Origin of the sequence: Marinobacter alexandrii, assembly GCA_039984955.1 — a bacterium.
Classification (GTDB): domain Bacteria; phylum Bacteroidota; class Bacteroidia; order Cytophagales; family Cyclobacteriaceae; genus Ekhidna.
Window position 1 is genome coordinate 2,850,245 of sequence record JBDWTN010000007.1, and the last position, 22,853, is coordinate 2,873,097.

24 protein-coding genes are annotated in these 22,853 nt (G+C 36.1%); 5 read left to right on the forward strand and 19 right to left on the reverse strand.

All coding sequences use genetic code 11. The annotated features are described in order from the left end of the window. Positions 1-163 precede the first annotated feature (163 nt). Positions 164-1,273, reverse strand: a complete 1,110-nt coding sequence (locus ABJQ32_18925; protein MEP5291738.1) for a hypothetical protein — start codon at positions 1,271-1,273, stop codon at positions 164-166. Positions 1,274-1,696: 423 nt separating this feature from the next. Here ABJQ32_18925 and ABJQ32_18930 point away from each other — a divergent pair, with 423 nt between their 5' ends. Next, positions 1,697-3,766, forward strand: coding sequence for a response regulator (locus ABJQ32_18930; GenBank protein ID MEP5291739.1), 2,070 nt, complete (start codon positions 1,697-1,699; stop codon positions 3,764-3,766). Positions 3,767-3,978: 212 nt separating this feature from the next. Here ABJQ32_18930 and ABJQ32_18935 read toward each other — a convergent pair whose 3' ends face one another. Continuing rightward, positions 3,979-5,052 carry a Gfo/Idh/MocA family oxidoreductase gene (locus ABJQ32_18935; protein ID MEP5291740.1) on the reverse strand — a complete coding sequence of 358 codons (1,074 nt, stop codon included), beginning with the start codon at positions 5,050-5,052 and terminating at the stop codon, positions 3,979-3,981. Positions 5,053-5,279: 227 nt separating this feature from the next. Between ABJQ32_18935 and ABJQ32_18940 the strand changes: the two genes are divergently transcribed. After that, entirely contained in the window at positions 5,280-6,641 is a 1,362-nt protein-coding gene (locus ABJQ32_18940) for a DUF3179 domain-containing protein (GenBank protein ID MEP5291741.1), read from the forward strand. Between the two features lie 37 nt (positions 6,642-6,678). Here the strand turns inward: ABJQ32_18940 and ABJQ32_18945 are convergent, their stop codons facing one another. The 3 genes from ABJQ32_18945 to ABJQ32_18955 form a co-directional block, all read right to left on the reverse strand. Continuing rightward, complete coding sequence (locus tag ABJQ32_18945) at positions 6,679-7,239, reverse strand: hypothetical protein (GenBank protein MEP5291742.1); 561 nt, start codon at positions 7,237-7,239, stop codon at positions 6,679-6,681. A 30-nt stretch (positions 7,240-7,269) separates the two neighbouring features. Continuing rightward, complete coding sequence (locus ABJQ32_18950; GenBank protein MEP5291743.1) at positions 7,270-7,614, reverse strand: VOC family protein; 345 nt, start codon at positions 7,612-7,614, stop codon at positions 7,270-7,272. A 77-nt stretch (positions 7,615-7,691) separates the two neighbouring features. Continuing rightward, positions 7,692-8,051: a VOC family protein gene (locus ABJQ32_18955; GenBank protein ID MEP5291744.1), complete on the reverse strand. Its 360-nt coding sequence runs from the start codon at positions 8,049-8,051 to the stop codon at positions 7,692-7,694. Positions 8,052-8,212: 161 nt separating this feature from the next. On the opposite strand from ABJQ32_18955, the gene ABJQ32_18960 reads away from it, so the two are divergent. Then, positions 8,213-8,644: a DoxX family membrane protein gene (locus ABJQ32_18960; GenBank protein MEP5291745.1), complete on the forward strand. Its 432-nt coding sequence runs from the start codon at positions 8,213-8,215 to the stop codon at positions 8,642-8,644. Positions 8,645-8,650: 6 nt separating this feature from the next. Here ABJQ32_18960 and ABJQ32_18965 read toward each other — a convergent pair whose 3' ends face one another. Next, a complete protein-coding gene (locus ABJQ32_18965; GenBank protein MEP5291746.1) occupies positions 8,651-9,424 on the reverse strand; it encodes a CPBP family glutamic-type intramembrane protease in 774 nt (257 codons plus the stop codon). Between the two features lie 4 nt (positions 9,425-9,428). Beyond that, on the reverse strand, positions 9,429-10,406 hold the full coding sequence (locus tag ABJQ32_18970; GenBank protein MEP5291747.1) for a DUF5694 domain-containing protein: 978 nt from the start codon (positions 10,404-10,406) through the stop codon (positions 9,429-9,431). A gap of 167 nt (positions 10,407-10,573) precedes the next feature. On the opposite strand from ABJQ32_18970, the gene ABJQ32_18975 reads away from it, so the two are divergent. Beyond that, positions 10,574-11,473 carry a LytTR family DNA-binding domain-containing protein gene (locus ABJQ32_18975; protein ID MEP5291748.1) on the forward strand — a complete coding sequence of 300 codons (900 nt, stop codon included), beginning with the start codon at positions 10,574-10,576 and terminating at the stop codon, positions 11,471-11,473. Here the strand turns inward: ABJQ32_18975 and ABJQ32_18980 are convergent. Beyond that, the gene (locus ABJQ32_18980; protein ID MEP5291749.1) at positions 11,470-12,585 is read right to left on the reverse strand and encodes a hypothetical protein; all 1,116 of its coding nucleotides are present in this window, start codon (positions 12,583-12,585) and stop codon (positions 11,470-11,472) included. The genes ABJQ32_18975 and ABJQ32_18980 overlap by 4 nt on opposite strands. Before the next feature lie 183 nt (positions 12,586-12,768). On the opposite strand from ABJQ32_18980, the gene ABJQ32_18985 reads away from it, so the two are divergent. Continuing rightward, positions 12,769-13,827 carry a helix-turn-helix domain-containing protein gene (locus tag ABJQ32_18985; GenBank protein ID MEP5291750.1) on the forward strand — a complete coding sequence of 353 codons (1,059 nt, stop codon included), beginning with the start codon at positions 12,769-12,771 and terminating at the stop codon, positions 13,825-13,827. Between the two features lie 31 nt (positions 13,828-13,858). Here ABJQ32_18985 and ABJQ32_18990 read toward each other — a convergent pair whose 3' ends face one another. The 11 genes from ABJQ32_18990 to ABJQ32_19040 form a co-directional block, all read right to left on the reverse strand. Further along, on the reverse strand, positions 13,859-14,272 hold the full coding sequence (locus tag ABJQ32_18990; GenBank protein MEP5291751.1) for a DUF6855 family protein: 414 nt from the start codon (positions 14,270-14,272) through the stop codon (positions 13,859-13,861). Positions 14,273-14,307: 35 nt separating this feature from the next. Beyond that, entirely contained in the window at positions 14,308-15,615 is a 1,308-nt protein-coding gene (locus tag ABJQ32_18995) for a hypothetical protein (protein ID MEP5291752.1), read from the reverse strand. Between the two features lie 62 nt (positions 15,616-15,677). Next, positions 15,678-16,184, reverse strand: coding sequence for an SRPBCC domain-containing protein (locus tag ABJQ32_19000; protein ID MEP5291753.1), 507 nt, complete (start codon positions 16,182-16,184; stop codon positions 15,678-15,680). Positions 16,185-16,446: 262 nt separating this feature from the next. Then, positions 16,447-17,436, reverse strand: a complete 990-nt coding sequence (locus ABJQ32_19005) for a hypothetical protein (protein ID MEP5291754.1) — start codon at positions 17,434-17,436, stop codon at positions 16,447-16,449. Further along, the gene (locus ABJQ32_19010; protein MEP5291755.1) at positions 17,433-17,996 is read right to left on the reverse strand and encodes a thioredoxin-like domain-containing protein; all 564 of its coding nucleotides are present in this window, start codon (positions 17,994-17,996) and stop codon (positions 17,433-17,435) included. The genes ABJQ32_19005 and ABJQ32_19010 overlap by 4 nt, the downstream gene beginning before the upstream one ends. Next, positions 17,983-18,630, reverse strand: coding sequence for a hypothetical protein (locus tag ABJQ32_19015; protein ID MEP5291756.1), 648 nt, complete (start codon positions 18,628-18,630; stop codon positions 17,983-17,985). Before ABJQ32_19015 ends, ABJQ32_19010 begins: the two co-directional genes overlap by 14 nt. Positions 18,631-18,726: 96 nt before the next feature. Beyond that, positions 18,727-19,521, reverse strand: coding sequence for a LytTR family DNA-binding domain-containing protein (locus ABJQ32_19020; GenBank protein MEP5291757.1), 795 nt, complete (start codon positions 19,519-19,521; stop codon positions 18,727-18,729). Between the two features lie 91 nt (positions 19,522-19,612). Next, positions 19,613-20,311, reverse strand: a complete 699-nt coding sequence (locus tag ABJQ32_19025) for a hypothetical protein (protein MEP5291758.1) — start codon at positions 20,309-20,311, stop codon at positions 19,613-19,615. A gap of 150 nt (positions 20,312-20,461) precedes the next feature. Then, the gene (locus ABJQ32_19030) at positions 20,462-20,917 is read right to left on the reverse strand and encodes a hypothetical protein (protein MEP5291759.1); all 456 of its coding nucleotides are present in this window, start codon (positions 20,915-20,917) and stop codon (positions 20,462-20,464) included. Between the two features lie 52 nt (positions 20,918-20,969). Beyond that, positions 20,970-21,308, reverse strand: coding sequence for a hypothetical protein (locus tag ABJQ32_19035; protein ID MEP5291760.1), 339 nt, complete (start codon positions 21,306-21,308; stop codon positions 20,970-20,972). A 434-nt stretch (positions 21,309-21,742) separates the two neighbouring features. Then, positions 21,743-22,807: a helix-turn-helix domain-containing protein gene (locus ABJQ32_19040; GenBank protein ID MEP5291761.1), complete on the reverse strand. Its 1,065-nt coding sequence runs from the start codon at positions 22,805-22,807 to the stop codon at positions 21,743-21,745. Positions 22,808-22,853 lie beyond the last annotated feature (46 nt).

Sequence of the window (22,853 nt, forward strand, 5' to 3'; positions counted from 1 at the left end):
GCATCCACTTCTTGGGTGAAATCATGTGGTTTGGGCAGGCTTTATTTTTGATTTTTTTATAAAAAAATCCCCGACACACTTATTGTCGGGGAGTATAATTGATATGCTTAAAACATGTCTGTTTGAGTAAAGTATATATACTATATATTATGCTCCCATAAGACTATTTCTCTAGTTTCAGCCAAATGTAATTATTCCACCCTTCAACCAATTTAGTTGGATCTGTATTTTTAGCCCTGTCTTGATAATCAGGCAAAACAATATTGCCACCGGCTACCGTAAACGAATATGTTCTCAGTGTTTCTTCAGTAGTCAACTTAACTTTTACTTGATAGTTTCCATCCTCTAGACCTTTAAAAGGTGCGTATAGAGCATTGTACTTATTATCACCATCTGACTTACCTACAAGACGTATTCCCGAAGTATAATCATTCCACTCTCCTCTTTTAGGGTTTGCTCTATGCCACGTCATTCTTTCAGGAGTTGATCTAAGAGTATTATCTGTATCATTCTCTTCATTTTTTACTGAAAAGCTTGTTCCGACTAACTTGCCATCTTTAAAAAGATCAAGATACCAAAAGATGTATTTTGTCAAATCTCTTTCGTTATCTGGGTTTGGCTTAAACTCCTCATGCGTCAGGTACATTCCGAATTCAATATTACCAGAACTGTTATGCTTTAGATAGGCATAATCATTCCAAGGACCTCTTACTAAGTACATTTCTTTGAGTTCAGCATAAGCATCGTCATTTGTAACTTTATACGCTTCAAATTCAAAATTGTAATACATTTTTGTCCCCGCATAAAATTCCATTCGATACGTACCTACTCCATGTTTAGCTACACTTACGGCTGCATCTTCATTGCCCGTGAAGTTTGGACCTACCATTTGTATTCTGTTATCACCTAAGCTTCCTTGCCCGAGACTCATCGTATGGGTAGAGATATATTCATCCCCTTTGAAGAATTTAATTTTCATGAATTTTTCTTCGTCATAGATGGCACTAAATTTTTCACCATTTGCTTGTAGATATGAAATGAACGTACCAGTGTAATAGCTGAAAGTTCCTATTCCATTTGTATGAACAGACGTGCCATCGAGTAATGAATAAAAAGTGACTGCTGGGTCTTGATCAAACACAGTCCAATCTAGCTCTAAGTCTTTCTTGGATTTGGTCGATTTTTTAAGCAGAGCTCTACCAAGTTGAGCATTTGTAAGGTTATAGGAAAAGAGTAAGACAAAAATTAGTGTAATTGTTTTCGTTTGTTTCATTGTAACAGTTTTTTTATTTTTTAGTCTGCAAAGCTTTAAAATAAAAACATCACAAACTGGTCAATCTGTATCACAAATGGGTCAATTTGCCGGATTAGGTGGATTTATGGGATTGTAGAGAGTTGGTTTTAAAGGAAGAAATTTAGAACTCTCCTAATGCAGGAACTTGTTGATACGCCCCATAGTTTCCATTAATTCTATTTGTGTTAATCATATTACAATTGCCGTGCGGAAGATCACAAACTGGTCAATCTTTATCATAACCGTGTCAAGCAACATTCAATTAGCCTCAAAAAAGATACTTTTATGAAGTATTTAATGTAAAAAAATACCATTTTTCGTTAAGTGTGATACTATTTTTTAATCAAAACAAGTGTTAATTTTGATTGTCATTTGATAAAGTTCACCAGCTATATATAAGACATGTTAAAAAAGGCACGTAGTTTACTTTACACTTACATCACTTTAGGTACAGATGAAAGTACAAGCTACAATGACTTGAAGAAGATAACGTTGCTCCATATTTTCTGCAATACCTGGCATTTATTCACGATTCTTTCCTTTATCGAGGATTTCTTTGGAGATCAGTTGCTTCTTGTCAGCTACCCAATCATGATGTTTTTGGTAGTCTGTGTTCAGGTACTTCTCTATCATAAAAAGGTTTTTTTCGCTAGCATTCTATTTATTGTAAGCCTCATTGGTGTCACCTTTTACTATTCTAATTATTTATATGTGGCAGAGATGATGGAGTACTACCTGTTATTACCACCTGCTATTTCGTTGATATACATAGATAATAAAAAGGGCACTATTTCCATATTCATCATATGCTTGCTTGCACTTTACATGCCTAACTTATATTTCAAGCACTATCCCTTTTCAGTTTTGAATAATCTGAACCCACCGTTTCTATTTTTTAGCATGTACATAGTAATGAGTTATTTTAAAAACCTCAATATCAGAAATGAAAAAATATTGAAAGCTAAAACCAAAGAGCTAGAAAAGCTAGATGAGTTTAAATCTCAATTTTTCACGAATATTTCGCATGAAATAAGAACACCACTGACAATTATTAATGGGCAAATTTCAGAATTGGAAGGGCTTGCTATTACAGCACCTGAAGTGGTGGATATCCAGAAAGGAATAAAGAAGCAGATTCGTAACATTACCAATATGGTTGACGATGTGCTGGATTTGGCTAAGATGGAGTCTTCCAACTTCAATTTACAGCTACAGCCAGTCAATATTTCGAAATTGCTACATAAGCAGTATTTGAGTTTTGAACCTTTATATAAGCAAAAAGGGATAGCCTTCATTATGATGAAAAATGCAGAAGACTATATAGCCAAAATAGATACTGTGTTTTTCGAAAAAGCTGTCAATAATATCATTGTCAATGCTTTGAAATATACAGATACTGGCGAAGTGAGCATCACTATTTCCCAGCAAAATCAATCTCTTTGTATTGCAATTTCTGATACAGGTATAGGGATTGCCTCCAAGGATATAGATTCCGTCTTTAATCGCTTTTATCAGGTAAATAATGATATAAATAAATCTGGGGGTAGTGGGATTGGCTTAGCTTTCAGCAAAGAAATTATAGAACTGCATCGGGGTAATTTTTTACTGGATAGTGAATTGGGCAAAGGAAGCACTTTTACTATCCTGATACCTTTAGAGAAAACCCAACCTGCTGCCTTGGAAATAGCCCTAGTGCCTGTTGAGGAGCAAAACGTACATATTCAACGACCTATTGATGGTGAGTCAGCACCCAAGTTTCTTATAGCGGAGGACAATTATGATATGAGAAAATATCTTGTGTCAATATTGCCCGATTATACTTGTTTGGAAGCCTCAAATGGATTGGAAGCGCTCGAAATTATTGAACAAGAGCGCATTGACTTTGTGATCACAGATTATATGATGCCAAAATTAAATGGGCATGAATTTATTGAAAAACTGAAAGTAGATAATAGTACAATTCCAGTCATAATGCTTACGGCTAAAACTGATTCAGACACCAAATTAGATGTTTTAAAACTTGGCATAGACGATTACATCACCAAACCATTTGAGAAACAAGAGCTTTTGGTACGTATTAATAATTGCCTGAGAAATACTAATGACAGAAATACATATAATAAAAAGAATGGCATTAAAGTGGAAGATGACAAGGATGACTTTATTATAAAACTCAAAGAGTATGTCTATAATAAATCACATGATATAAAGCTTAACCAAGACGTTCTTTCTGAAGAGTTTCATCTCTCTAAAAGCTCCTTTTATAGAAAGGTTAAAAGTCAAACAGGTTTAAGCCCCAACAATTTTATTAAAGAAATAAGACTTCAAAAAGCTCATAATATCTTGATGAAAACGCCCGATATTTTAGTTAAGCAGCTAGCTATGGAGGTTGGGTTTAGTCATCAAGCTTATTTTTCAAAAATGTATGCTGATCGTTTTGGAGTAAAGCCACGAAGCAGAGTTTTGAAATAGGTTTCTGTTAGGAGAGTGTTGCCAACATTGCTCCATTACGATAAGCGATGAAATGACGGATAGAAAGAAATTCAGTGTCATCTAATTTTGCTTTTTCAGTCAGAAATCTCCCCATATCATCCACACCAAATGTAATCACCCATGAGTCAGATAGATGCCAGGAAGTTTGAGGAATACTTTTGGGTTTTCTTCTTCTGAATCTTAGGACAATTTTACATTTTCACAGATCTTCCAGTCTCGGCTGCTTTGATAACTGCTTGTACGACACGTATATCCTGAAGGCCCTGTGAAGCATTTGCGAGAATTGGCTTGTCTTTCAGGATCGCTAAGGCATCATCGTCCATTTGCTTTGCTTGCTGATTTTCAATGTATTCATTCAGCTGAACTCCATCACTTCTACTTCCTTTCACACCATTATACGGTTGCATCGGCTTCATCTCGTACCACCCTTTTTCGCAATCTACTTTTAGGTGATTGATGTTTTGACCTACGCTGGTTTTTCCTGTTGCTTTGATTCCATCAGGAAACAGTAATTCAAATTCCGTGGTTTCATCTACTTCTTTGAAAAGTTCCGGTCGGTCAGCATATTGTTTTGCTGATATTACTTCAACAGGCTCTTGTTGAAGTGCATTTCTTATGCCGTTTATTGTATAAACCCCCATATCGTAGAGTGCACCTCCACCCATGGTTTTTTTAAATCGCCAGTCAGTACCGCCCCCTCCGTTGTAGCCAGCCGCAGAATTGATGTTATTTATTTTTCCGAATGGCAAACTAGAAGCATAAGAATTGAGCGTGATTGTATTTGGCTCATGAAGCATGCGATAACCTATCATTAGCTTCACTCCATTTTTGTTACATACATCAATCATTTTTTGACATTCATCTGCAGTCATAGCCATTGGTTTTTCACACCAAACATGTTTGCCCGCCTCTGCAGCTTTTATCACAAAATCCATATGTGTGCTTGTAGGGGTAACTACATAGATAACATCAATTTCATCGTTTTTCGAGATTTCGTGCATGTTCTCATAAGAATAAACATTTCGATCGGGTATAGAATACTTTTGCTGCCAAACCGGAATTTTCTCAGGACTTCCGGTAATTATTCCAGAGAGTTGGCAATAGTTAGTCATCTGCAAAGCGGGAGCAAGCTGATAAGTGCTGTAGGAGCCTAAGCCAAGAAGTGCCACTCCAATACTCTTCTTTTGATTTGGAACAATGACATTAGGAAAGGCTGAGCTTGCAAGTGCAGCTGCACTCATTCCGAGAAAGGTTCTTCTTTTCATAATAATTGAATATTAATTTTTGAATTCCTAGTATATAAAATTAGGAAATGAAGTTTGAATTTATCCTGACTTCTAGAACTTCTCCTAATCATGGAGTAAATGTTCAATGAGATAAGCGTTTTCATTAAAAGGCTAATAAAGATAGCTATGCGACAAAATGTACTCTTCTTAAACGAGTTTAGAATGAATAAAGGATGTTGGTGCGTTCTAATTGCTAAACTACTTCTATGATACGCGCTTGTGTTTTTCTGCTTTTACTTGTTTTTCAGACCTCTATTTTTTCACAAAAAGGTGACTCAGGTGAGGAAGAAATAATCAATCAATTCATGGTATTCTTTGAAGAAGATCAATCGGCTTATCTGGATGCGTTAGAGTACATAGAGAAAAATTGGCGGAATTCATTTTCTATCATGGCGATAGAGGTGCTTTATCTAAGCAAGCAACCTTTCGTTTATCAAAGACTGAGAGATATACTGAAGCAAAAGGAGGGCGTAGATTTTGGTTACGACTTTGATCAATGGTACAGATGGTTGTGGGATAAGGAAGAAAATACACTTAGCAGGTATTCAGATTTCAAAGCAAGAGTCCATCGGCTAATTGATTATCGATTCGAAAAGTACTTTGCCGGAAGGTATGATCATCGTATTCGTCTGGATGAAGTACGGTGGGGAGGAGTCAAGCAAGATGGAATCCCGCCATTAAGAAATCCTGAAATGGTTCTTGCTGAGGAAGCGAGCTATCTGGAAGACGATCATGTGATTTTTGGCATAGAAGTAAATGGAGATTATCGAGCATATCCCAAACGAATATTGGCATGGCATGAAATGTTTGTTGATGAAGTCGGAGGTATTCCTGTTTGCGGAGTGTATTGTACGTTATGCGGGACAGTGATTTTGTATAAAACACAGTTTCAAGGCACTAACTATGAGATGGGAACGAGCGGGTTTTTGTACCGATCCAACAAACTGATGTATGATAAAAAAACACAATCTCTTTGGAATACAGTGTGGGGAGAGCCTGTGATAGGGCCTTTAAAGGATAAAGGAATTCAATTGGAACATTTGAGTGTGGTGACGACTACTTGGGGCGAGTGGAAAAGAAGACATCCCTCCACAACTGTGCTCTCTCTTAATACGGGTCATAGGAGAGACTATGGTGAAGGTGTTGCTTATCAGGAATATTTCGCGACAGATGAATTAATGTTCAACGTGCCTTTTGATGATAATCGATTAAAAAATAAACAAGAGATTCTCGCACTTCGATTTCCTAAATATCCTAGAGAGCAACTGGCTATTTCTGTGAAGTTTTTGAAGAAGAACCCTGTATACCAAGATGGTATTGGGAAGTTAGGCTTTGTGGTATTCACAGACAGAACTGGTGCTAACCGAGTATATGAGACCAAAGGACTAAAGTTTGATTTTTTTGATCAGGATAATACTGTTTTGGATGAACACGGTAAGGAGTGGAGGCTTTTTGAGGATAGAATTGAAAGAACAGATACTTCTCAAAGGCTAGAAAGATTACCTTATCATCGAGCGTTTTGGTTCGGGTGGCATGCGGCATACCCTAATACGAAACTGATCAGGTAAGTATGACTTCATTCTTACTGTACTTGGATTTATTAACTCAATTAATTTCCTTGATTTGTTTATCCAGTTCTAATGCTATTTCCAGTAATTGTTCTTCAGAACTTACCATATCGTAAGCATAATTAAACAATACTGCCAGATAGCGATCTTCGAAATTTGGCGAACCAATTTGATTAGTGACGCTACTAAAATAAGTATGAGCTTGACTTTGTAGATCCTCTATTGAAGAATAGGTTGAGCTGAGATGTTGGACAAGTCCTATTGAAAAACCTGGAAGTGTGTTTGTGACTTGAGCTACATTGAAAGCTGTTGAACTAAGGTCTGGAGGGTTTAGGCCCTTCCAAAATTGGAATTGCTTATAGGGTTTCTTTAATCGCAATAGATGATCAGAGCTATCTCTTAATTGGATGAAATAATCCAGAGAAGCTTCTAATTTCATTATATTATTCTTGTTCTCTTGATAAAGACTCTCTAGAATTTTATCACTCAGTTCTTGTTGTTTTGCATTTTCATTCTGGTTATTGAAATATATTCCTAAATAAACTCCGATCATCACAGGAAGTATTCCCATCAAAATGTCATACGTGACTTTTTTCATATGCTAAAGCTAATTATCTGAAGCATCAAGTCAATAAGATGTGAATATTATTGTGTTTCCATCCGGGTCAATGATCGTCATTGACTTATCAACTTTTTGCATCACTTGACCACCTGTCTGAATCGCTTTAGATTCTATCACAAAAAGATCTTCTACAAAAAACTCAAACTGCTGTCTGTTCTTCTTTGCATCAACTTTAGCCAATTCATTCGGACAAATAAGAAGATCAATTTCACCTAGTTTGCCGGCGTAAAGTGTGAAATTATCCAACTTCAATTGACTTAAGTTGCTCTCAAATACCTCATTATAAAATGTGACCATTTTAGTGATATCAGTAGCTGCGATGGTCATTTTCCGGATTTTGAATGTTTCCATATTTTGTGTTTTAGAACAGCATACAAAAAGTAAAGCAATAGAAATTATTATCAGGAATTGTTTCATTGTTTTTCAATCTAATGTTGATCCATCATGATTTGATTGCCATCCGGATCAGTCAATATAATATGTTCTGGGCCTGATGTACTTTCATCGGCTTCTTTAATCAAGGATATGTTATTCTTTTTGAGCTCAGCTTGAATGTTTCTAACATCGGCTGGATTGAAAGTCATTATGTTTTCCTCAAACATCCCATAAAATAGTCCTACCACTGTATTTCCAGATTTCAGAATACGCCATGATGAGTTTTCTCCATCGGGAAATCCTTCATTCATGTGACCTCCATCAATGATTTCAAAACCTAACTTTTGATAAAAATCAAGGCTTACATCCATGCTCTTTACAGCAAGACTTATTGAGAATTGTCCTAAATCCATACGTTTTGTTGTTTAAAGTTTATGAGCTCAATTATCTCTTTTTGCGAGAGAAATTAACTCATACTAATGGGTGATTTTCAAAAATGCTTACAATTTTTATTTCAAAAGAACCTGTTACTTTCTGTGCTTTGGATCGTCAGTAAGCTAAAGACCTAATCATTATGCAATCAATCAAGGAACTTAGAGAAAGAAAATTGCTAATTTTTTTTTACTGGAGCGTTAGAATTGGCATGGGGCTGACTTTCATCATATCTGGAACCAGAAAGTTGCCGGGCGTAAAATTCACCATTCTTCCTCCGACTAATCCTATTGGCTATTACTTTGACGCAATGCACCAAACTGGATTCTACTGGAATTTCATTGGTTACTTTCAAATTGTCATAGGCATCCTTGTGTTCTTCAATCGGTTTGTTGTGGTATCAAGTCTATTGATGATGCCTGTAACAGTCAATATTTTTTTGATATCAATAGCATTGAAAATGCAAGGAACTCCCATAATCACATCAATGATGGTTCTTGGAAATTGTTTCCTTATTGCGTGGAACTATGAAAATTATCTTCCATTGATTAGGAAGCCCTTTCATTTGGATTGATTTTTCCTAAAACGCTTTTATAGCCACGTCCATTATGTAGTGAACTACTCCGAGCCAGATGATATCCCTACTTCTATATGCTGTATAGAGGATAATTGTAGTAAGACCACCAGTTAGGAAAAAGAACGTCATGATGTGAGTAGTTGGGTCCCCTTCTGCAATGGATCCGGGGACGTGAGCAAGCGCGAAGAGAAAAGATGGAATACCAATTGCCCATTTAATACCCACTGCCCATTTTAATCGAACAAAAAGGAAAGCTAATGCTACGTTTTCAAAAAAGATTGCGGGGAAATTGGAGAGTGTTTCTAACTCTACAGCATGAAGTAATATTTCAGAAAATCGATTCCATTCACCACGAACTCCAATAAAGATTATTGTACCTACTAGGGAAGCAATACATCCGAATCCCAGTTTCAATAGCAGCCCTTCTTTTGAAATGAAAATGGTTTTTGAGCTATGATTTCTGACAAACAACAACATAAAAAGTGGAGAGAAGATCAGCACATTGTTTAATGGCCAAATCAGAGACTTATTTATAAAAAAACTACCAGTTCTAGGTATAAGATATCCAGCTGAATAAAGTTGACCAACTCCCATAATCCCAATGCAAGCAACCAACCCTAACATGAGATCTAACCATGGACGATTAGGAGTTTCGATAGATTCAATTTCCCATGATCTATGATGCTTGTTTAGGAGAAACCATATGCCACAAATGCTTAAATATGCGAGAGAGAGTGGGATGATAAAGTACGAATTTGATTGCATTACTTCTTCCATGATATTAGTTGTTTTGATTGTTTATGATTTCTCCATAAGTAGTCACAGTATGACCTTCGGCCTCCAGAGATCTTTTGATATGAGTTACATGAGCGCTTCCTACAGTGAGTAAGACTTTAGCTGCTCCTTGTTCATTAGCTGTTCGAATGATTCTGTCAGCCATGATTTGATTTCGATTGAGCCAGTATGATTTTACTTGTCTAGCCTCTTCAGATCTGGGTAATTTTTTTGGTAGTTCATCGATTAGCTCAGAAAATGAATTCTGAAATTCTGGCCCATTGATGTATTCCATCAGTCTTCCGGACTCATTAGCTTTTCTGTATTGTTTTTGTGTTCTGAGATAAACTTTTAATGGCTTCCACTTAAGACTGAAGACTAGTTTCTTCAATACCTTCTTGTTGTTTTCGAGAAACTCACTTTCTCCAGCTCGGTAGTCAATACCGAAAAACTTTTCCACTCCTAGTTTTTGAGCAGCAGGAAAAACTATAAGGCCATATTCTGAGTTGCTTAGTTTTCGCTGAAACTTTGAGAAGTAGTAAAGCGAATCCCCTTTCTCTTGAAGCTGAAACCAATGGTAGTAAGCATTCCAGATGTCATAGGAAGCATAGTAGTTGGCCCCTTTGAGCAACTGCTTGTTGCTGCCGTAAGTCTTCCAAAATGAATCGTCTTTAGGTAATTCATTTGTAGGAATAGTAGGAAATGCATTGTGATAGATGAGTGAGTCCCTAAGTCCATCTGCTCGATTTAGGGTATTGGGCCAAATCTCCCTTAGACTGAGTGTGTCTTCTATGGGGATGGCTTCAATACAAATAATGTCTGGATTTAGGTCTGCGATAAAATCCTGAATAGATTCAAAATCTTGGAGAGACTTATATTCATCATCAAAGTAATGTGCAGTACCAATGATGGTGACGTCTAATTTTCTTTGAGCCAAACAAAGAATGCTAAAGGCAAGTAGATAAATTGTGATAATTGTTTTCATGATTGTGTTCGATTTGTTTCTTCAAAGCACATATATGAATGAGATGATTTTAGGAAATGATGTCTGTAGTCTTGGTTTGGATGTCTGAAATCTGGTTATTTAAGTTGTGGTGGAATACCTGACAATGTCTGAAATGCCTATCTTCATGTCTGAAATCTGAGACATAAATGTGGTTATCACTTAATTATGATTTACTGAAATCCTGGAAACCAATTGTGGTCACCACTTTCATCATGGAGTTGGTTTATCAGGCGATCATTTACCTTCATCCTGAAAATCTTGACTGGGTAGGAAGCGACCAATTTTCTTTATCTAATACGCTTAAATTCATTTTCGTTGATCAGTTTTTGATTGAGTGTGCAACTGTCACCATCATGTTTCAGTTGATCCGGATCTATGGAACAAAGCTTAGACTGTTGGATTTACAGCTAAGAATCCGAGAGATTTTCTTGTACGAATTAAAATTCTTACCTGTCTTACTAGTTTCATTCTTTGTGTTTGCGCCGGTGACACTTACATTCAGGTTCTTGTATCACCATTATCCAGACCTAAATTGGGATATCTATTTCAATGAGTATTTTTATAGCACTACTCTCTACTTCAACTACCTGACGCCAGTTTTACTGATTGGGTATGTTACGATCAATGTGAACCTCATCTATCTATACAATTCCCAGCTGGGGGAAACAAAACAAGATTTACATGAAGCAAAAAAGATGAAAGTAAAAAACCGTTTATGGGCATCAGATGAGTTTGGTGAACTATTTCTGGATACTGATAAGGTACATTGGGTCGAACGAGACAGCCGTAAAACGTACGCTTTTACAGATGATGAAAAGTATCGACTGAAAGAGAATATTACGGAATTAGAGGAAAAATTAGATCCGAATACTTTTATCCGGATCAACCGCAGCGCTATTGTTAATCTTGAATATGTACTCAATTACTCATTTTGGGAAAACGACAAATACATTGTCCGAATTAAAGATTCAGATAAGGAATTTGTGATGAGCAGAGAACGGTTACAAAAGGTGAAGGGAAGCTTCTTAAAAGAAGAAGTCACCTAATAGTTGGGTTTTGGATATTGATCGTTTGGTGAAAGAAGAAGTATATCATAGCTATTAAGCTCAAACTCGATATCCTTAGAAACTTTGATCTCTCCATTTTGCATCATCTCTTTAAAAGGTCGAAGATCTATTGCAGTCCATTGATCTTTTCTGCCTAGCTCTAGGAATAAGGATGTTGACTTCCATCTGGATTTTCCAACATTACTCTTACCATTCCGATATGCTATTAAGTGACGGATAGATAGGAATCCTACATTGCTAGTTTTTGCAGTCTCTGTGAGAAACTTTCCCATGTCATCAACACCGAAGATGGATCGTCCATGAGTCAAATGAATGCCTCCAAGCTTAAGGAATACTTTTGGGTTTCCTTCTTCTGAATCTTCATAGTAAGTCTTAAAATTCTTTTTCATATAGTTAGCACGTTGCTGATTGCTACCTTGTCCTGTAGCAGACTTACAATAGATGTCCCAGCTTTCCCGCATATCATCAATGATGACTTTTGCCTTGGTATTGCTTTCCATCATTTTCAGGTATGTATTAATGATTTCATTAGACTGATACCAGCAGAAAACACTTTGACCACTCACCTTATTTTTAAAAATATTTTTATGAATTAATGCTTTTGCTTTTTCATAAGCTTCCTGCTCAGGCGTTGGGTTTTGAGCTAGTTTATGAATGTTATCCAGATGCATTTCGTAGGAGTATAGATACTCCTGATCAAGCCCCCAGAGATTAAACCCTAGCCTTGAAGCCTCTTCTGCAAAATTTGAATCTTCAATCTTATCAAAGAATACGAAAAGCGGCTTACGGCTTTTTGCATAACGTCTACTGTATTGCTGTATATTTTCAGATGTCTCACTTGGATTTCGAGTTATATCCTGAATAACAGCGGCAGAATTGGGCCCAATTTCAACTGCGAAATTCTCAAAGCCTCTTTCTTTTAAAACCTGAAGGATTCCTTTCGTGAAAAATGATAATTGAGCAGAGTTATGTACCTCAGCTAATCCTACAAATTGATTATCGGCAATCCAATTAGTCCATTGTTCTTTTGCAGCTCCATTAATTTCATGCTGCTCAGACAATGAAAAACGAACAGCTGATGATTCCATCATTTCAGATGTCAAAGTTTTTTGACCGTAGGTTTGAAAGAGGGAAATGAATAATAGTATGCTAGCGATAAAAATTCTGGAATTCATCATTTTGGTTTTTATTGTATTTGAACTCGAATGTCGTATATGCGGATGAGATTTTTTGATTGAAATCGTTTATCTGAATTCAAATGAACAAATTTGCGGATGCCTGAATTCAATGCTTTTCAGCTGATTATTTTCCTAGGCCTGGTCAATGGCCTGATCTTGCTTCTCTCGCTAAGTTCACTGCCTAAGAAGTTCAGAAAACCCGCGAAGATTCTGGGGTGGTTCATCCTTGGGTATACTGCATACGTTTCTAATTGGACCATATTTGCTTCTATAGGATTTTATCATAATGTTACCCCATTATGGATTCCATCACTCTACTTCTTACCTGCGCTTACTTACTTATTTAGTAAATCCATCATTTCTCCTGAGGGGATTTCAAAAACTGATTTATTTTTTTTCATACCAGGGATATTAGATGCCGCCTTTCAAGTAGCTAAGTGGATTTGGTATTTAAATTTTCATGAAGGCTATTATTTTCCTTTGGACGACCGTACCGAATTTTTTATCTATGAAGGGATTGGGCTACTATTTGCAACTTTCTGTATTTGCAAAATCGTGCTAATAATTCGAAGAACCTCCTTTAAAAGAAATGATGCATTCAGGTTTTATCGCTATGCTTTATTTTTTTTACTGTTTGTTTTGTTTAGGTGGATGACCTTGTACGCGATGGATTATTTCAATCCGGCATTACTCACTTTTAATTTGCAATTCACTTTTTGGTTGATAGATCTTGTCTTTTTTCTATTTCTAGGATACCGTAGTTTAATAGCTCCTGGCAAGTATGTTTCACGAATACCTATCAAAAAAACAAGTAATATACCTGACGAAGCGAAGAGTTTAATTTCAGTTATTAAAGAAGAGAGGCTTTATCTAAATCCAGCATTTAGTAGAAAGCACTTAGGAGAAAAACTTGGATTGCCTGACACAAAGATATCTGGGATCATAAGCAACCAACTAGACACTACATTTTATGAGTTGGTTAATGAAATGAGATTAGGTGAAGCTAAATCTTTTTTAGATGAAGGCCTAAGTAGTTCACTTACACTTGAAGCAATCGCATCCCAAGCTGGTTTTAAATCTAAGACTACTTTCTATAAGTTTTTTAAGAATAAGCTGGGCATGAATCCAAGTGAATACCTTCGTTCGATTGAATAAAATTGAATTTGTCATACTCCAGAAGCAGGCTTTAAATCACCCGCATCTGGTTTCCTCGTTTTTCATGCGTCACTTCTGCTAAGCCCAATGCCTCCATCAGTGGTGGCATGTACATACCAAATCTTCCTCTCAAATTTTTCTTAAGCCCGTACCATCCACCAACAGGATTTTCAGAAGATCGTCCCCAATGCTCAACAGTTCCTTCTTTCGTGTCTTGTTTTTCGTCTTTGCTACCTAGCTCCATCCAGTCGCCGTGTGTTTTTAGCATCTTATGTAGGTCTTCAATAGCTCGCATATCATAATGAAGCTTCGTTGAGCCCACTGTACATACCAATATATCCTGCCCATCTTTCTCTTCTATATGCATGGTATATTCAGATGTTTGAGGAGGAGTTTTAAGTTGCAGTGGATTTTCTTTTGTCCCGATTTTTTCTTTGTAGTTCATAGTTATTATGATGTGTTGTTTAAAATTGGCTTAATCTAAATCAAGGTATTCTTTCTTTTCCTCCTCTTTCTTTTTACGAACTTGATTATGAAATAGATAATAACTCCGAGGATGGTAAGAATTATAGTTAGTATGATTATTCCATAAGTATGCGTGGCTAGGCTGCCATCCATAAATGTAGCAGGAGTAGCATGAGGTAGTAAGATGAGATAATCATACCCTGCAATCATATACCTAATACGGTAATTCATATTTTCGAGATCTGGATGACCTCTTAATGGACGTAGATCAAATAAGGCTGGCTTGTCTACATATTTCCTAAAAGGAGATGCTTCCCATACTTCAGTTGACTGAAGAGGAGTTTCGCCTCCCATTAAGGCATCTCTTGTTTCTCCTTGAACGGCATCAATAAATACGTTCATTGTATTCATTCCCTTCTCACGACCCCAATTAGTTATTTTTAGTCCTAAGGCTTCCTTTACAGAAGGAGATTTCCCCCTATGTAGGTGGTAGGCTCCAAATTTTAAGAACATGTTAGGGATAGAATCAATGGCTTCTGTATATGTCAGAAAGTTTTCCATCATCAACTCTTCTCTTCTCTGATTAGACCAGCGACTGTCACCTCCCATCTGCTCTTTGTAAATTTTGTGAGATAGTATGAGTTGTTCAGTTAGCTTTCGAGCTTCCTTACTTTCTGAGTTTTTGAATGCTTCCTGAAGTTTTTTCAAAGCGTCCCCACTTCCCATTCCAATAAAAAAGGGGTTTAGGTAGTAAGCCCTGTAGGCTTTTTTGATAGCTTTCTTTTCTTCAGGTGTGGTGGCAAGCTTTTCCAAATGCCGTAGGCAGATGGACCCTCCAGCGACAAATTCTTGGTCAAGGCCCCAAATCACAGGATTGTTCTGAGGTAGTTTTTGAATAGCTGTCTTTATAAGTGGAACTTCCTCTTTTAAAAAGAAAAAAGGAACACTATGAAGATTGACCCAGCTATCCATAAATTCTTCATATTTATCTAGCTGAATGAGTTCTTCTACTTCGGCAGCTGTATATGGGCCTATTTCTGTTGCAACAATCCTAGGTTGTTCAATAGCTAGTTCTTCATAGATGATGTTGGCCAACCAGGCAATCTCCCGAATGCCATGGTTTTCACCGAACATAAAGATTTCAGCCTTTTTAGCGGAATCCAGTAGCATGCCTGCTCCAGATCCCAGAATACCTTCTTCTTTCAGTTCAAAAGGATAATGATTCTTAGAAACAAGGGAATCGAGATTGGCTTGTCCAGTAACTTTTGATAAAGTGAATGAGACTAAAAATCCGATTAAATATTTGTTAAGTACAAATCTCATCATCCTCAGGTTATAATTGATTCATTAGATATAGCTCGCTACTTAAAAGGTTGCAGGTCTCCTTAATTTTGTTTAGCAATTTCTTGAGCTCTCGTTTTGAGGTCGGCAACATATTGTTCAAAAACTTCATCAAAGGGAGGTATGTATTTGGAGTACATTGGGAACATGATTCCACTAATTTTCTCGCTCATAGTAAATGTTACTGTTCCGTTTGGGTTTTTGATTAATGTATGAATTCGATTTCCTTTACCATCTCCCCAAACCATTCTTGATTCCGGTATGAGTTCTTTTACTTTGAGCTTGAAAGTTCTTCTTTCATCCAGAATTGATTTAAGTAGGATTTTTTCTCCCTGCTCAATTACCCCTTCTAGCGAAGTGATCGTGGAATTCCAATTGCTGAAGTTTTCAGCGTCAGTTAGCATTTCCCAAATGATTGAAACATCAGCATCTATTATAGTGGATACAGTAGTCTCACGACTAAAAGTTTTGCGAACCGTGGTGGCTTTGTCGTATTGGCTCGTTGCTTGGTAAGTACTCATAAGTATTAAAATGATTAGTATTTTTTTCATTGATTAGTTTATTTATAGGCGATCCTCAGCTATCAGATGATAGCAAGCCTGAGACTCGAATGTGAATCAATATTGTGAAAACTGAAGAGCTATTTCGTTTGTCTAAATTCAAGTGAACAAATTGGATACTCTACTACTTTCAATTTTGCGATACTATACGAGTTTATTTTATACCTTCTATTTCATGATCTTAATTTGTTTTAGGCGATGATGTCAGAAAAAATGATAAGAAACTTATTATTTATTTGAACAACTTATTTTTTTATTCGAACTGTGAGATTTCTATACCTGCTATTAATGATTGTTGGTAGGGGTACCACTTTCCCAGACTATATGATCGATAATAAGTGGCACCTCCTTTTTTTGTTGTGCTGAACCTGATCTTTGGAGTAGTCCTAGCAAGTGATTCAAGTTGGGTTTCAATTTTTTTATTCAATTTGAATTGATTTACCATCACTCCATTGCTATCCACTATCTCTACTTTTTTGTTGTTGTAGATATTAACTGATCCTTTGTGATGGGTTTTTATAGAGTCGGTTAGAACTCTTTTGTATTGATACAGATTTGAGATTTTTTGAGCGATTTCTTTACTCACTAGCCACTCAAAAGAAAGGAATACAGAGCCGGGGACTTCAAAAGATTTATCGAGGTTTAACTCAACAACTCCGTCCTTCTTTTCAAAATGAAAAGCTTTGGTTTGATAGAGAAGCTCTGCTGGTTTGTTGTTTTTTGTACCATAAATACTGGCTCTTATTCTAAAAGAGTCAAGGTTCTTGCAAGAGACATTTACCATCAGTCGCTCTATGACGGATCGGTTTTCTGGGAGTTGAATAATGGTTCCTACTTCGGCTCCATTGAAGGGGAGATCTATGGCAATACTACTCGCAGATTTTTTCTTGAAAAGGCCTAAAAGTTGCGTTTTTTGAGGGCTGATTACTACATCTCCCAATGCAGTTTCTTTTTCCTGTAAGATTATTTTCTTACCTACTTCTGGAATCCTGATTTTGATTGCCTCATACGCTATATGTCTTATAGTTAATGAATCATCTGGAGTGAATCTGAAAGCTATGAATGAGAAAGAACCATCTTCAAATGAGTAGGTGCCAATGTTTTTATCTTCTATGCCAATTGTTGCAAAAGCTATAGGGTTGCCGGCCTCATCCTGAATATATCCTTCAATGATTTTTTGGGCCTGAGCAATATTCAACAGAAGCATTGTGCTCACCAATGAAAGAGCCGAATGAATTTTCATCGGTTAATGATTTTTATTTCCTCATGGAATGCTTTTGAGCCGGGTTTAGAAAGATTTCTATTCACGATTTTTCCGCTTGGATCAATAAGTACATACTGTGGAGTTAGCGTTATCACAGATGATTTACCATCTTCATTTTCAATGAGTTTTAAACTCGGAAGAAACAAAGGATTGGACAGGGTAAATCCCCCAAAATAATTTGAATAGCCTATGTTGTACTTTTTGCTGTACTTCTTGAATTTGGAAAAGCTCTTGTCAACGTTGATTGCAACTATTTTTAGCTGCATAGAATCGTGTTCACTTATGGACTTCAAAACAGGAAATGCTTCAATACATGGTTTGCAGCCTGCTGTCCAGTAATCTAAAATGATCCATTGTCCCTTTATTGATTGAAAACTTAGTGTATCCTCTTCTTCGGTGATCAGCCATGATTTTTCCGATAATTGATAACCGTTATCTACTTCCAATATCTTTTGTCGTATTTTTTCATCAACTCCTTGAGCTTTTGAACAAGAGCTTGCTACAATTAAGCTTATGAATAAAATACTATAATGATTCATGTGATAGGGTTTTTTTGATGAAGACAGCATATAGCATGATTATGAGGAGAACGCCATAAAAAATAGCGAAAAATGGCCCTGGGTCTATTAACTGATCGTCTGCAGGTGGGATGGGGAACGTGAGCATATTTAGAAAAAGCCCACCTAACCCGATAAGTAAACCAGGTACGAAAAGCCACTTTGGAAAATAGCTTTGTCGGGTGATCGCCAAAGCGAAAAAGAACATTCCGAGTGAAACGAGAACATCCCAGCAAAAATCCATTCCAAGTTGGGTGAGGTTGCCGGACTTGAAACTACGTCGTATCATTTCTTGAACAGCCGGATCATCTGTTTTTTTCATGTCCATACTCATAGAGAAAACAGACTTTTGAACTGTTAGCATCATCAATACAGCAGCTCCTGCTAATGCACTAAATAGAAAACCAAGTTGATTGAAAAAGCTATGACCATATTTTTTAATAAATAAGTAAATAGCATAGCTACCAATGATGAATAGAGGACCGAAAGAGATTTCAAGAAATAGCGGCCATAGACCAAACCCATGAGTGGTTATCATGAGTGGGTATATTATTGAAGTAGCAATACCCGTAATCAAGCCAAACTTGATAGCGAAATCATTTTCTTTTTTGTCCATAAGAGTTTATGGCGAAGAACGATTCAAACGAGCATTGAGGATACTTTTTTTAAGCTAATGTGATATATGACAGAATAAAGGGATGTATGAATACACTTAGTTCCTTCGAGACCAGTGATTCTGAAAAGAGGTTAAGTATTTTCTTGAAATGGGGATAGAATAGTCAGACCCGCTGAGAATAAGTGACCCCCCTGAACTGTTCATTTTTACTTCAATTATTTGTTGAAGATTCACCAAATAAGAACGGTGTACTCGTACTACTGGAGGTTCTAGTTGATCTTCAAAAAATGTCAGACTACCTCTTAGTAATTTTTTCTGGAACTGGTTTCCATTCCAGATATATATGCCAGCGTAATTCTCTTCACTTGTCAGATATAGCAGGTTATTTACATTCAGTCTGAGATGCTCGGGGTTGGTGCCCTGGGACGTAAAATGAATTTCAAAATCTTCCTTTTTTGTTTTTTGAAGAAGTAGTATAAATGCGATCAAACTGAAAGGAATGATCGATATTATACCGACACGATAAATGACTATACCCAAATCAGTCCATGAGACCCCAGTCCAGCCTATCCATATTGTTCTGCATAAAAAAATATTGATAGTAACGAATAAGAGAATGATAAAATACCAAATCAGTGCTCCATAACGAGTTTGAGAAATACTCCATTTAGTACGATAATACATACCAAAGTAATATTCCAAGGAGAAAACGGATGCAGATGCCACAATAGCGTAACTGAGTATTCTGAGAAAGCCATTGAACGTATATCCATGCGTGATATCACCAAATGGTTGAAAAAAGAAGAGGATGAAAAAGGTGCTTAACAGGATAGATAAGCAGACTTTTATCAGCGTGCTATTATTGGGTATATATAAAATGGGAAATTTCATGAAATTTATTTAACGGTGGATGAACTCCGGATTCCTCTTCAATTCTTCAAACTTTGTACGCTTAACATGCAATGCTACTTAGCGACTGCAACTAAAATTTAATCCCAATAGCTAAACTGAGGAGACTTACATTTTGTGTGCCTTTTAAGAGTTCCACCTCATCATCTGTTACAGTTCTTCCTTCTATGTCATGATCTCCTAATCCAAGATAATTGAGAGAAACAATAGCCCTATTCCCAATCGAAGCAGCAATTCCTATTTTTATACCAAATCTATTTTCAATGTCATATTCTATTCTGGATGTAAAAGTCTCATCATCGAGCTCCGTAGTAAATTCTGAATCAGATATATTCAAGATGTTATAGGTGATTCCTCCAATCATAAAAATCGAGAGTTTTTCGTCTTGATGAAGCCGATATTTTAAACCTGCAGATAGTGGTGAATTGATATAGTGACTATGGTCAAATTTCACAATTGTTGCTCCGAAGGATCTCAAAATATTCTCAACTCCATCTTTTGTTTCCTTTTTAAGATCATTATATAAAAAATCAAACCCAAAGAAAATTTTATGTCCATTTTCTGATATTAATAATGTGTACTCGACACCTAATCCCACACCAATCCCTGCTCCCCCAGCCCCTTCGAAAGTAGTTGAGAAATCACCTACAGGAAATGTAGGTCCAGCGTGGATTTCAAAAGAATTTTGAGCTTGTGTAACAAATGAACCTAAAGAATAAAGGATGAAGAAAAAGGCTGTTTTTAAAATTGATTTTGAAGGTGCGTTTTTCATAGCTAAGCTGTTTTTTATTATTGATTAGATAATTTTTTTTTGAATATATTTTTAATATTTACAGTTGTATGTCATATAAGTAACTATGAGTCTAACCCCTTTTCAAACATCATGATGTCTGTCCTGCTTTTGTGATTTTGCTTCGGATAGTTAGAAGTAAACAGAGCATAGATTAAAATTGGAATGGAGGAACATGATTGATTTTGTATCACTTTTGAATACCGCACTATTTGGCAAAAGATCATATGTAATCTTTAGTAAAATCATAGACCGTAATGTCCATAAGATCGTTCGAATCCAATTTGTTTGAATCAACCTCAGCTTTTGCGCGCTTGATGACTTCCTTGATAATCCTATTTGGATGGGTATCTGAAATAAAATAGTACTGATCTCTATGACAAACAGCAGCAACATGTTATAGAAAAACAGTGTACCGCTCATCCAAAAAAGTAAAAAACTTCCTGACAGAAGTTCAATCACCATCAAAGTGACTGTGAGATAAGCAGTCCTGTAGTTTTTCTTTTCATAAGCTGGGAAATCTCCATCTGATATTTGTAGAAAAAGAGGATAATGAACCACTTGTACAAACCAACAAATACCGGCCATTAGCAACGTGGTTAATGTATGTAGTAGAAATATGACCTTTAGTTCCATTTGTTTATGATGGCAATTGTGTTATGACCGAACTAACACTGACTATCAGGTTATCTTGAACTTCCAAACATTCTGACACTCGCATTTTTGCATTGTTTTGAGTATCTATTCCTTCATAGATAATACAAGCAAAGTCTCCGATATACTTTGAGAAAAGTAAATCCATGTCTTTCCATGGTGACGGATTCATTGACATCATTCCGATGAATTCTGCTTTATGGTTACTCTTAAAAAAGCCTAGATCCACGGCTACTTGATCATGTAGGCAAGCAGCCGTTTCATCAAAATCAGCTGGTTCTTGCCAGGAGTTAAAGTATTTTAATACCAATTCTTGAGTGTTCATTTTTTCTTTTTTTAGCTTGGATTTAGGCTTTTTATCTAGTCAAGGCTTTCTTGCAAATAGGTTTCTATATTTTCCATTTCATTGATTTAAGCTATCAGATATGTGTCTTCTATAGTGTCTCCAGTAATTCTTAAATATCTTTTTAAATATGTTTTCAACATTGTAATTATTAGACATAATTAGATTTCATTTTTTTAGTAAAAAAGAATGAAGTAATCCAGAAAGTCATGAATAAAGAACGGTAATTATTGAGTTAGATTAATGAACCCGAGTGTCTCAAAAACGAAATGAGACATATTATTTAAGTCTATTAAATAGATGAGATCTTATCTTAAAGTGGTATCCAATCAAAAAAGATGTTCTAACGGATAGAAGTGAATTAGAATTCTTATGTGGGGGGAAGAAGATGATGCGGAATTTAGTAGAAGAAGATATTACGATTTTTTAGAGAAATACTGATAAGGAGTCATCCCTTCTTTCCGTTTAAACACTCTGTAAAAAGAAGCTCTCGAACCAAAACCGCATAGTTGCGCCATCCCTTCTATGCTGAATTTGTCGGGATTTCCAGGCAGGCTCATAATTTTTTTGAATTCTTCAACTCGAGTAGTATTGATAAATTCTTTGAATGTGGTTTTGTATATTGCTTGTACAAATTCAGAGAGCTTTTTTTCAGGAATACCAAATTGACTACTAGCTAATGATAGGTTAAATGAGGGATTCTTAAAATAGTCATCTGCAACAATTTTATAAAAAACTAAATCGATATTGGCTGGATATTTTTGGTTAGTATCTATCTTCTTTTCCAGAATTTTATTGAAGTCAAGTTGGGCTGCTGAATAGAAGAGAAAGAAAACATAGAAAATAGTAAGGCTGTAACTCATAATCTCGAGAATTAATGGAGAAAAGCCTTCTGCTAGTGTTGGATCAAGCTTATAGATCCATAGAGGTATCAAGTGAAGCAGATCAAAAGTAATTGTAAGTGGGAAAAACAAGACATACAACCAAATCAAGAATTGATGTTTTCTTTTTTGATAGTTAGCGATTAACATCTTTCTTGCCATCCAGAAGTACATTCCAAAATAAATTGTAGGTACTAAAAAAACAGTTTGCTGATATACTGAGTGATAATTCTGATAGTGAGTTGAGAAATACTTAATGGAAGAAAAAAAAGCAATGTACAAAATGGGAAAAATAAGATGTCTTTTGACTTGTTGGTTTGTATGTCCAAACTTCAACTGAATTAGCAAAAAGAATAGTGGGGCTGTCAATATACTTATTCTAGCACCAAAGATTACCTGAAACACTACATGACTATCAATGAGCTTCCATATAGAAAAAGGTGCAAAACCGAGTGCCAAAATGAGTGCAATTGCAGCCAAGTAATTATTGCTCCTTTCGCCTATAGTTAAATGGAGAATACTAATAAACAAGAATTGAATTGCAATCAAGAAGGTTATTCCGTCATAGATTGCAACCCAGTTCAATACGAAAAATATCATATATAAAGTTGCACCAAAATAGAAAATGCATCCGCTAGTTTTTCGA

What these genes read in the sequence shown, in the direction of transcription:
- ABJQ32_18950 (MEP5291743.1), bottom strand. Translation starts at nt 7,614, where the DNA reads ATGGAAACATTCAAAATCCGGAAAATGACCATCGCAGCTACTGATATC.
- ABJQ32_18945 (MEP5291742.1), bottom strand. Translation starts at nt 7,239, where the DNA reads ATGAAAAAAGTCACGTATGACATTTTGATGGGAATACTTCCTGTGATG.
- ABJQ32_18935 (MEP5291740.1), bottom strand. Translation starts at nt 5,052, where the DNA reads ATGAAAAGAAGAACCTTTCTCGGAATGAGTGCAGCTGCACTTGCAAGC.
- ABJQ32_18980 (MEP5291749.1), bottom strand. Translation starts at nt 12,585, where the DNA reads ATGATGGAATCATCAGCTGTTCGTTTTTCATTGTCTGAGCAGCATGAA.
- ABJQ32_18990 (MEP5291751.1), bottom strand. Translation starts at nt 14,272, where the DNA reads ATGAACTACAAAGAAAAAATCGGGACAAAAGAAAATCCACTGCAACTT.
- ABJQ32_19040 (MEP5291761.1), bottom strand. Translation starts at nt 22,807, where the DNA reads ATGATATTTTTCGTATTGAACTGGGTTGCAATCTATGACGGAATAACC.
- ABJQ32_18925 (MEP5291738.1), bottom strand. Translation starts at nt 1,273, where the DNA reads ATGAAACAAACGAAAACAATTACACTAATTTTTGTCTTACTCTTTTCC.
- ABJQ32_19025 (MEP5291758.1), bottom strand. Translation starts at nt 20,311, where the DNA reads ATGAAAAACGCACCTTCAAAATCAATTTTAAAAACAGCCTTTTTCTTC.
- ABJQ32_18930 (MEP5291739.1), top strand. Translation starts at nt 1,697, where the DNA reads ATGTTAAAAAAGGCACGTAGTTTACTTTACACTTACATCACTTTAGGT.
- ABJQ32_19015 (MEP5291756.1), bottom strand. Translation starts at nt 18,630, where the DNA reads ATGGACAAAAAAGAAAATGATTTCGCTATCAAGTTTGGCTTGATTACG.
- ABJQ32_18975 (MEP5291748.1), top strand. Translation starts at nt 10,574, where the DNA reads ATGTGGTTATCACTTAATTATGATTTACTGAAATCCTGGAAACCAATT.
- ABJQ32_19020 (MEP5291757.1), bottom strand. Translation starts at nt 19,521, where the DNA reads ATGAAATTTCCCATTTTATATATACCCAATAATAGCACGCTGATAAAA.
- ABJQ32_18970 (MEP5291747.1), bottom strand. Translation starts at nt 10,406, where the DNA reads ATGAAAACAATTATCACAATTTATCTACTTGCCTTTAGCATTCTTTGT.
- ABJQ32_19030 (MEP5291759.1), bottom strand. Translation starts at nt 20,917, where the DNA reads ATGGCCGGTATTTGTTGGTTTGTACAAGTGGTTCATTATCCTCTTTTT.
- ABJQ32_19005 (MEP5291754.1), bottom strand. Translation starts at nt 17,436, where the DNA reads ATGAAAATTCATTCGGCTCTTTCATTGGTGAGCACAATGCTTCTGTTG.
- ABJQ32_19010 (MEP5291755.1), bottom strand. Translation starts at nt 17,996, where the DNA reads ATGAATCATTATAGTATTTTATTCATAAGCTTAATTGTAGCAAGCTCT.
- ABJQ32_18955 (MEP5291744.1), bottom strand. Translation starts at nt 8,051, where the DNA reads ATGGATTTAGGACAATTCTCAATAAGTCTTGCTGTAAAGAGCATGGAT.
- ABJQ32_18965 (MEP5291746.1), bottom strand. Translation starts at nt 9,424, where the DNA reads ATGGAAGAAGTAATGCAATCAAATTCGTACTTTATCATCCCACTCTCT.
- ABJQ32_18940 (MEP5291741.1), top strand. Translation starts at nt 5,280, where the DNA reads ATGATACGCGCTTGTGTTTTTCTGCTTTTACTTGTTTTTCAGACCTCT.
- ABJQ32_18995 (MEP5291752.1), bottom strand. Translation starts at nt 15,615, where the DNA reads ATGAGATTTGTACTTAACAAATATTTAATCGGATTTTTAGTCTCATTC.
- ABJQ32_19000 (MEP5291753.1), bottom strand. Translation starts at nt 16,184, where the DNA reads ATGAAAAAAATACTAATCATTTTAATACTTATGAGTACTTACCAAGCA.
- ABJQ32_18960 (MEP5291745.1), top strand. Translation starts at nt 8,213, where the DNA reads ATGCAATCAATCAAGGAACTTAGAGAAAGAAAATTGCTAATTTTTTTT.
- ABJQ32_19035 (MEP5291760.1), bottom strand. Translation starts at nt 21,308, where the DNA reads ATGAACACTCAAGAATTGGTATTAAAATACTTTAACTCCTGGCAAGAA.
- ABJQ32_18985 (MEP5291750.1), top strand. Translation starts at nt 12,769, where the DNA reads ATGCCTGAATTCAATGCTTTTCAGCTGATTATTTTCCTAGGCCTGGTC.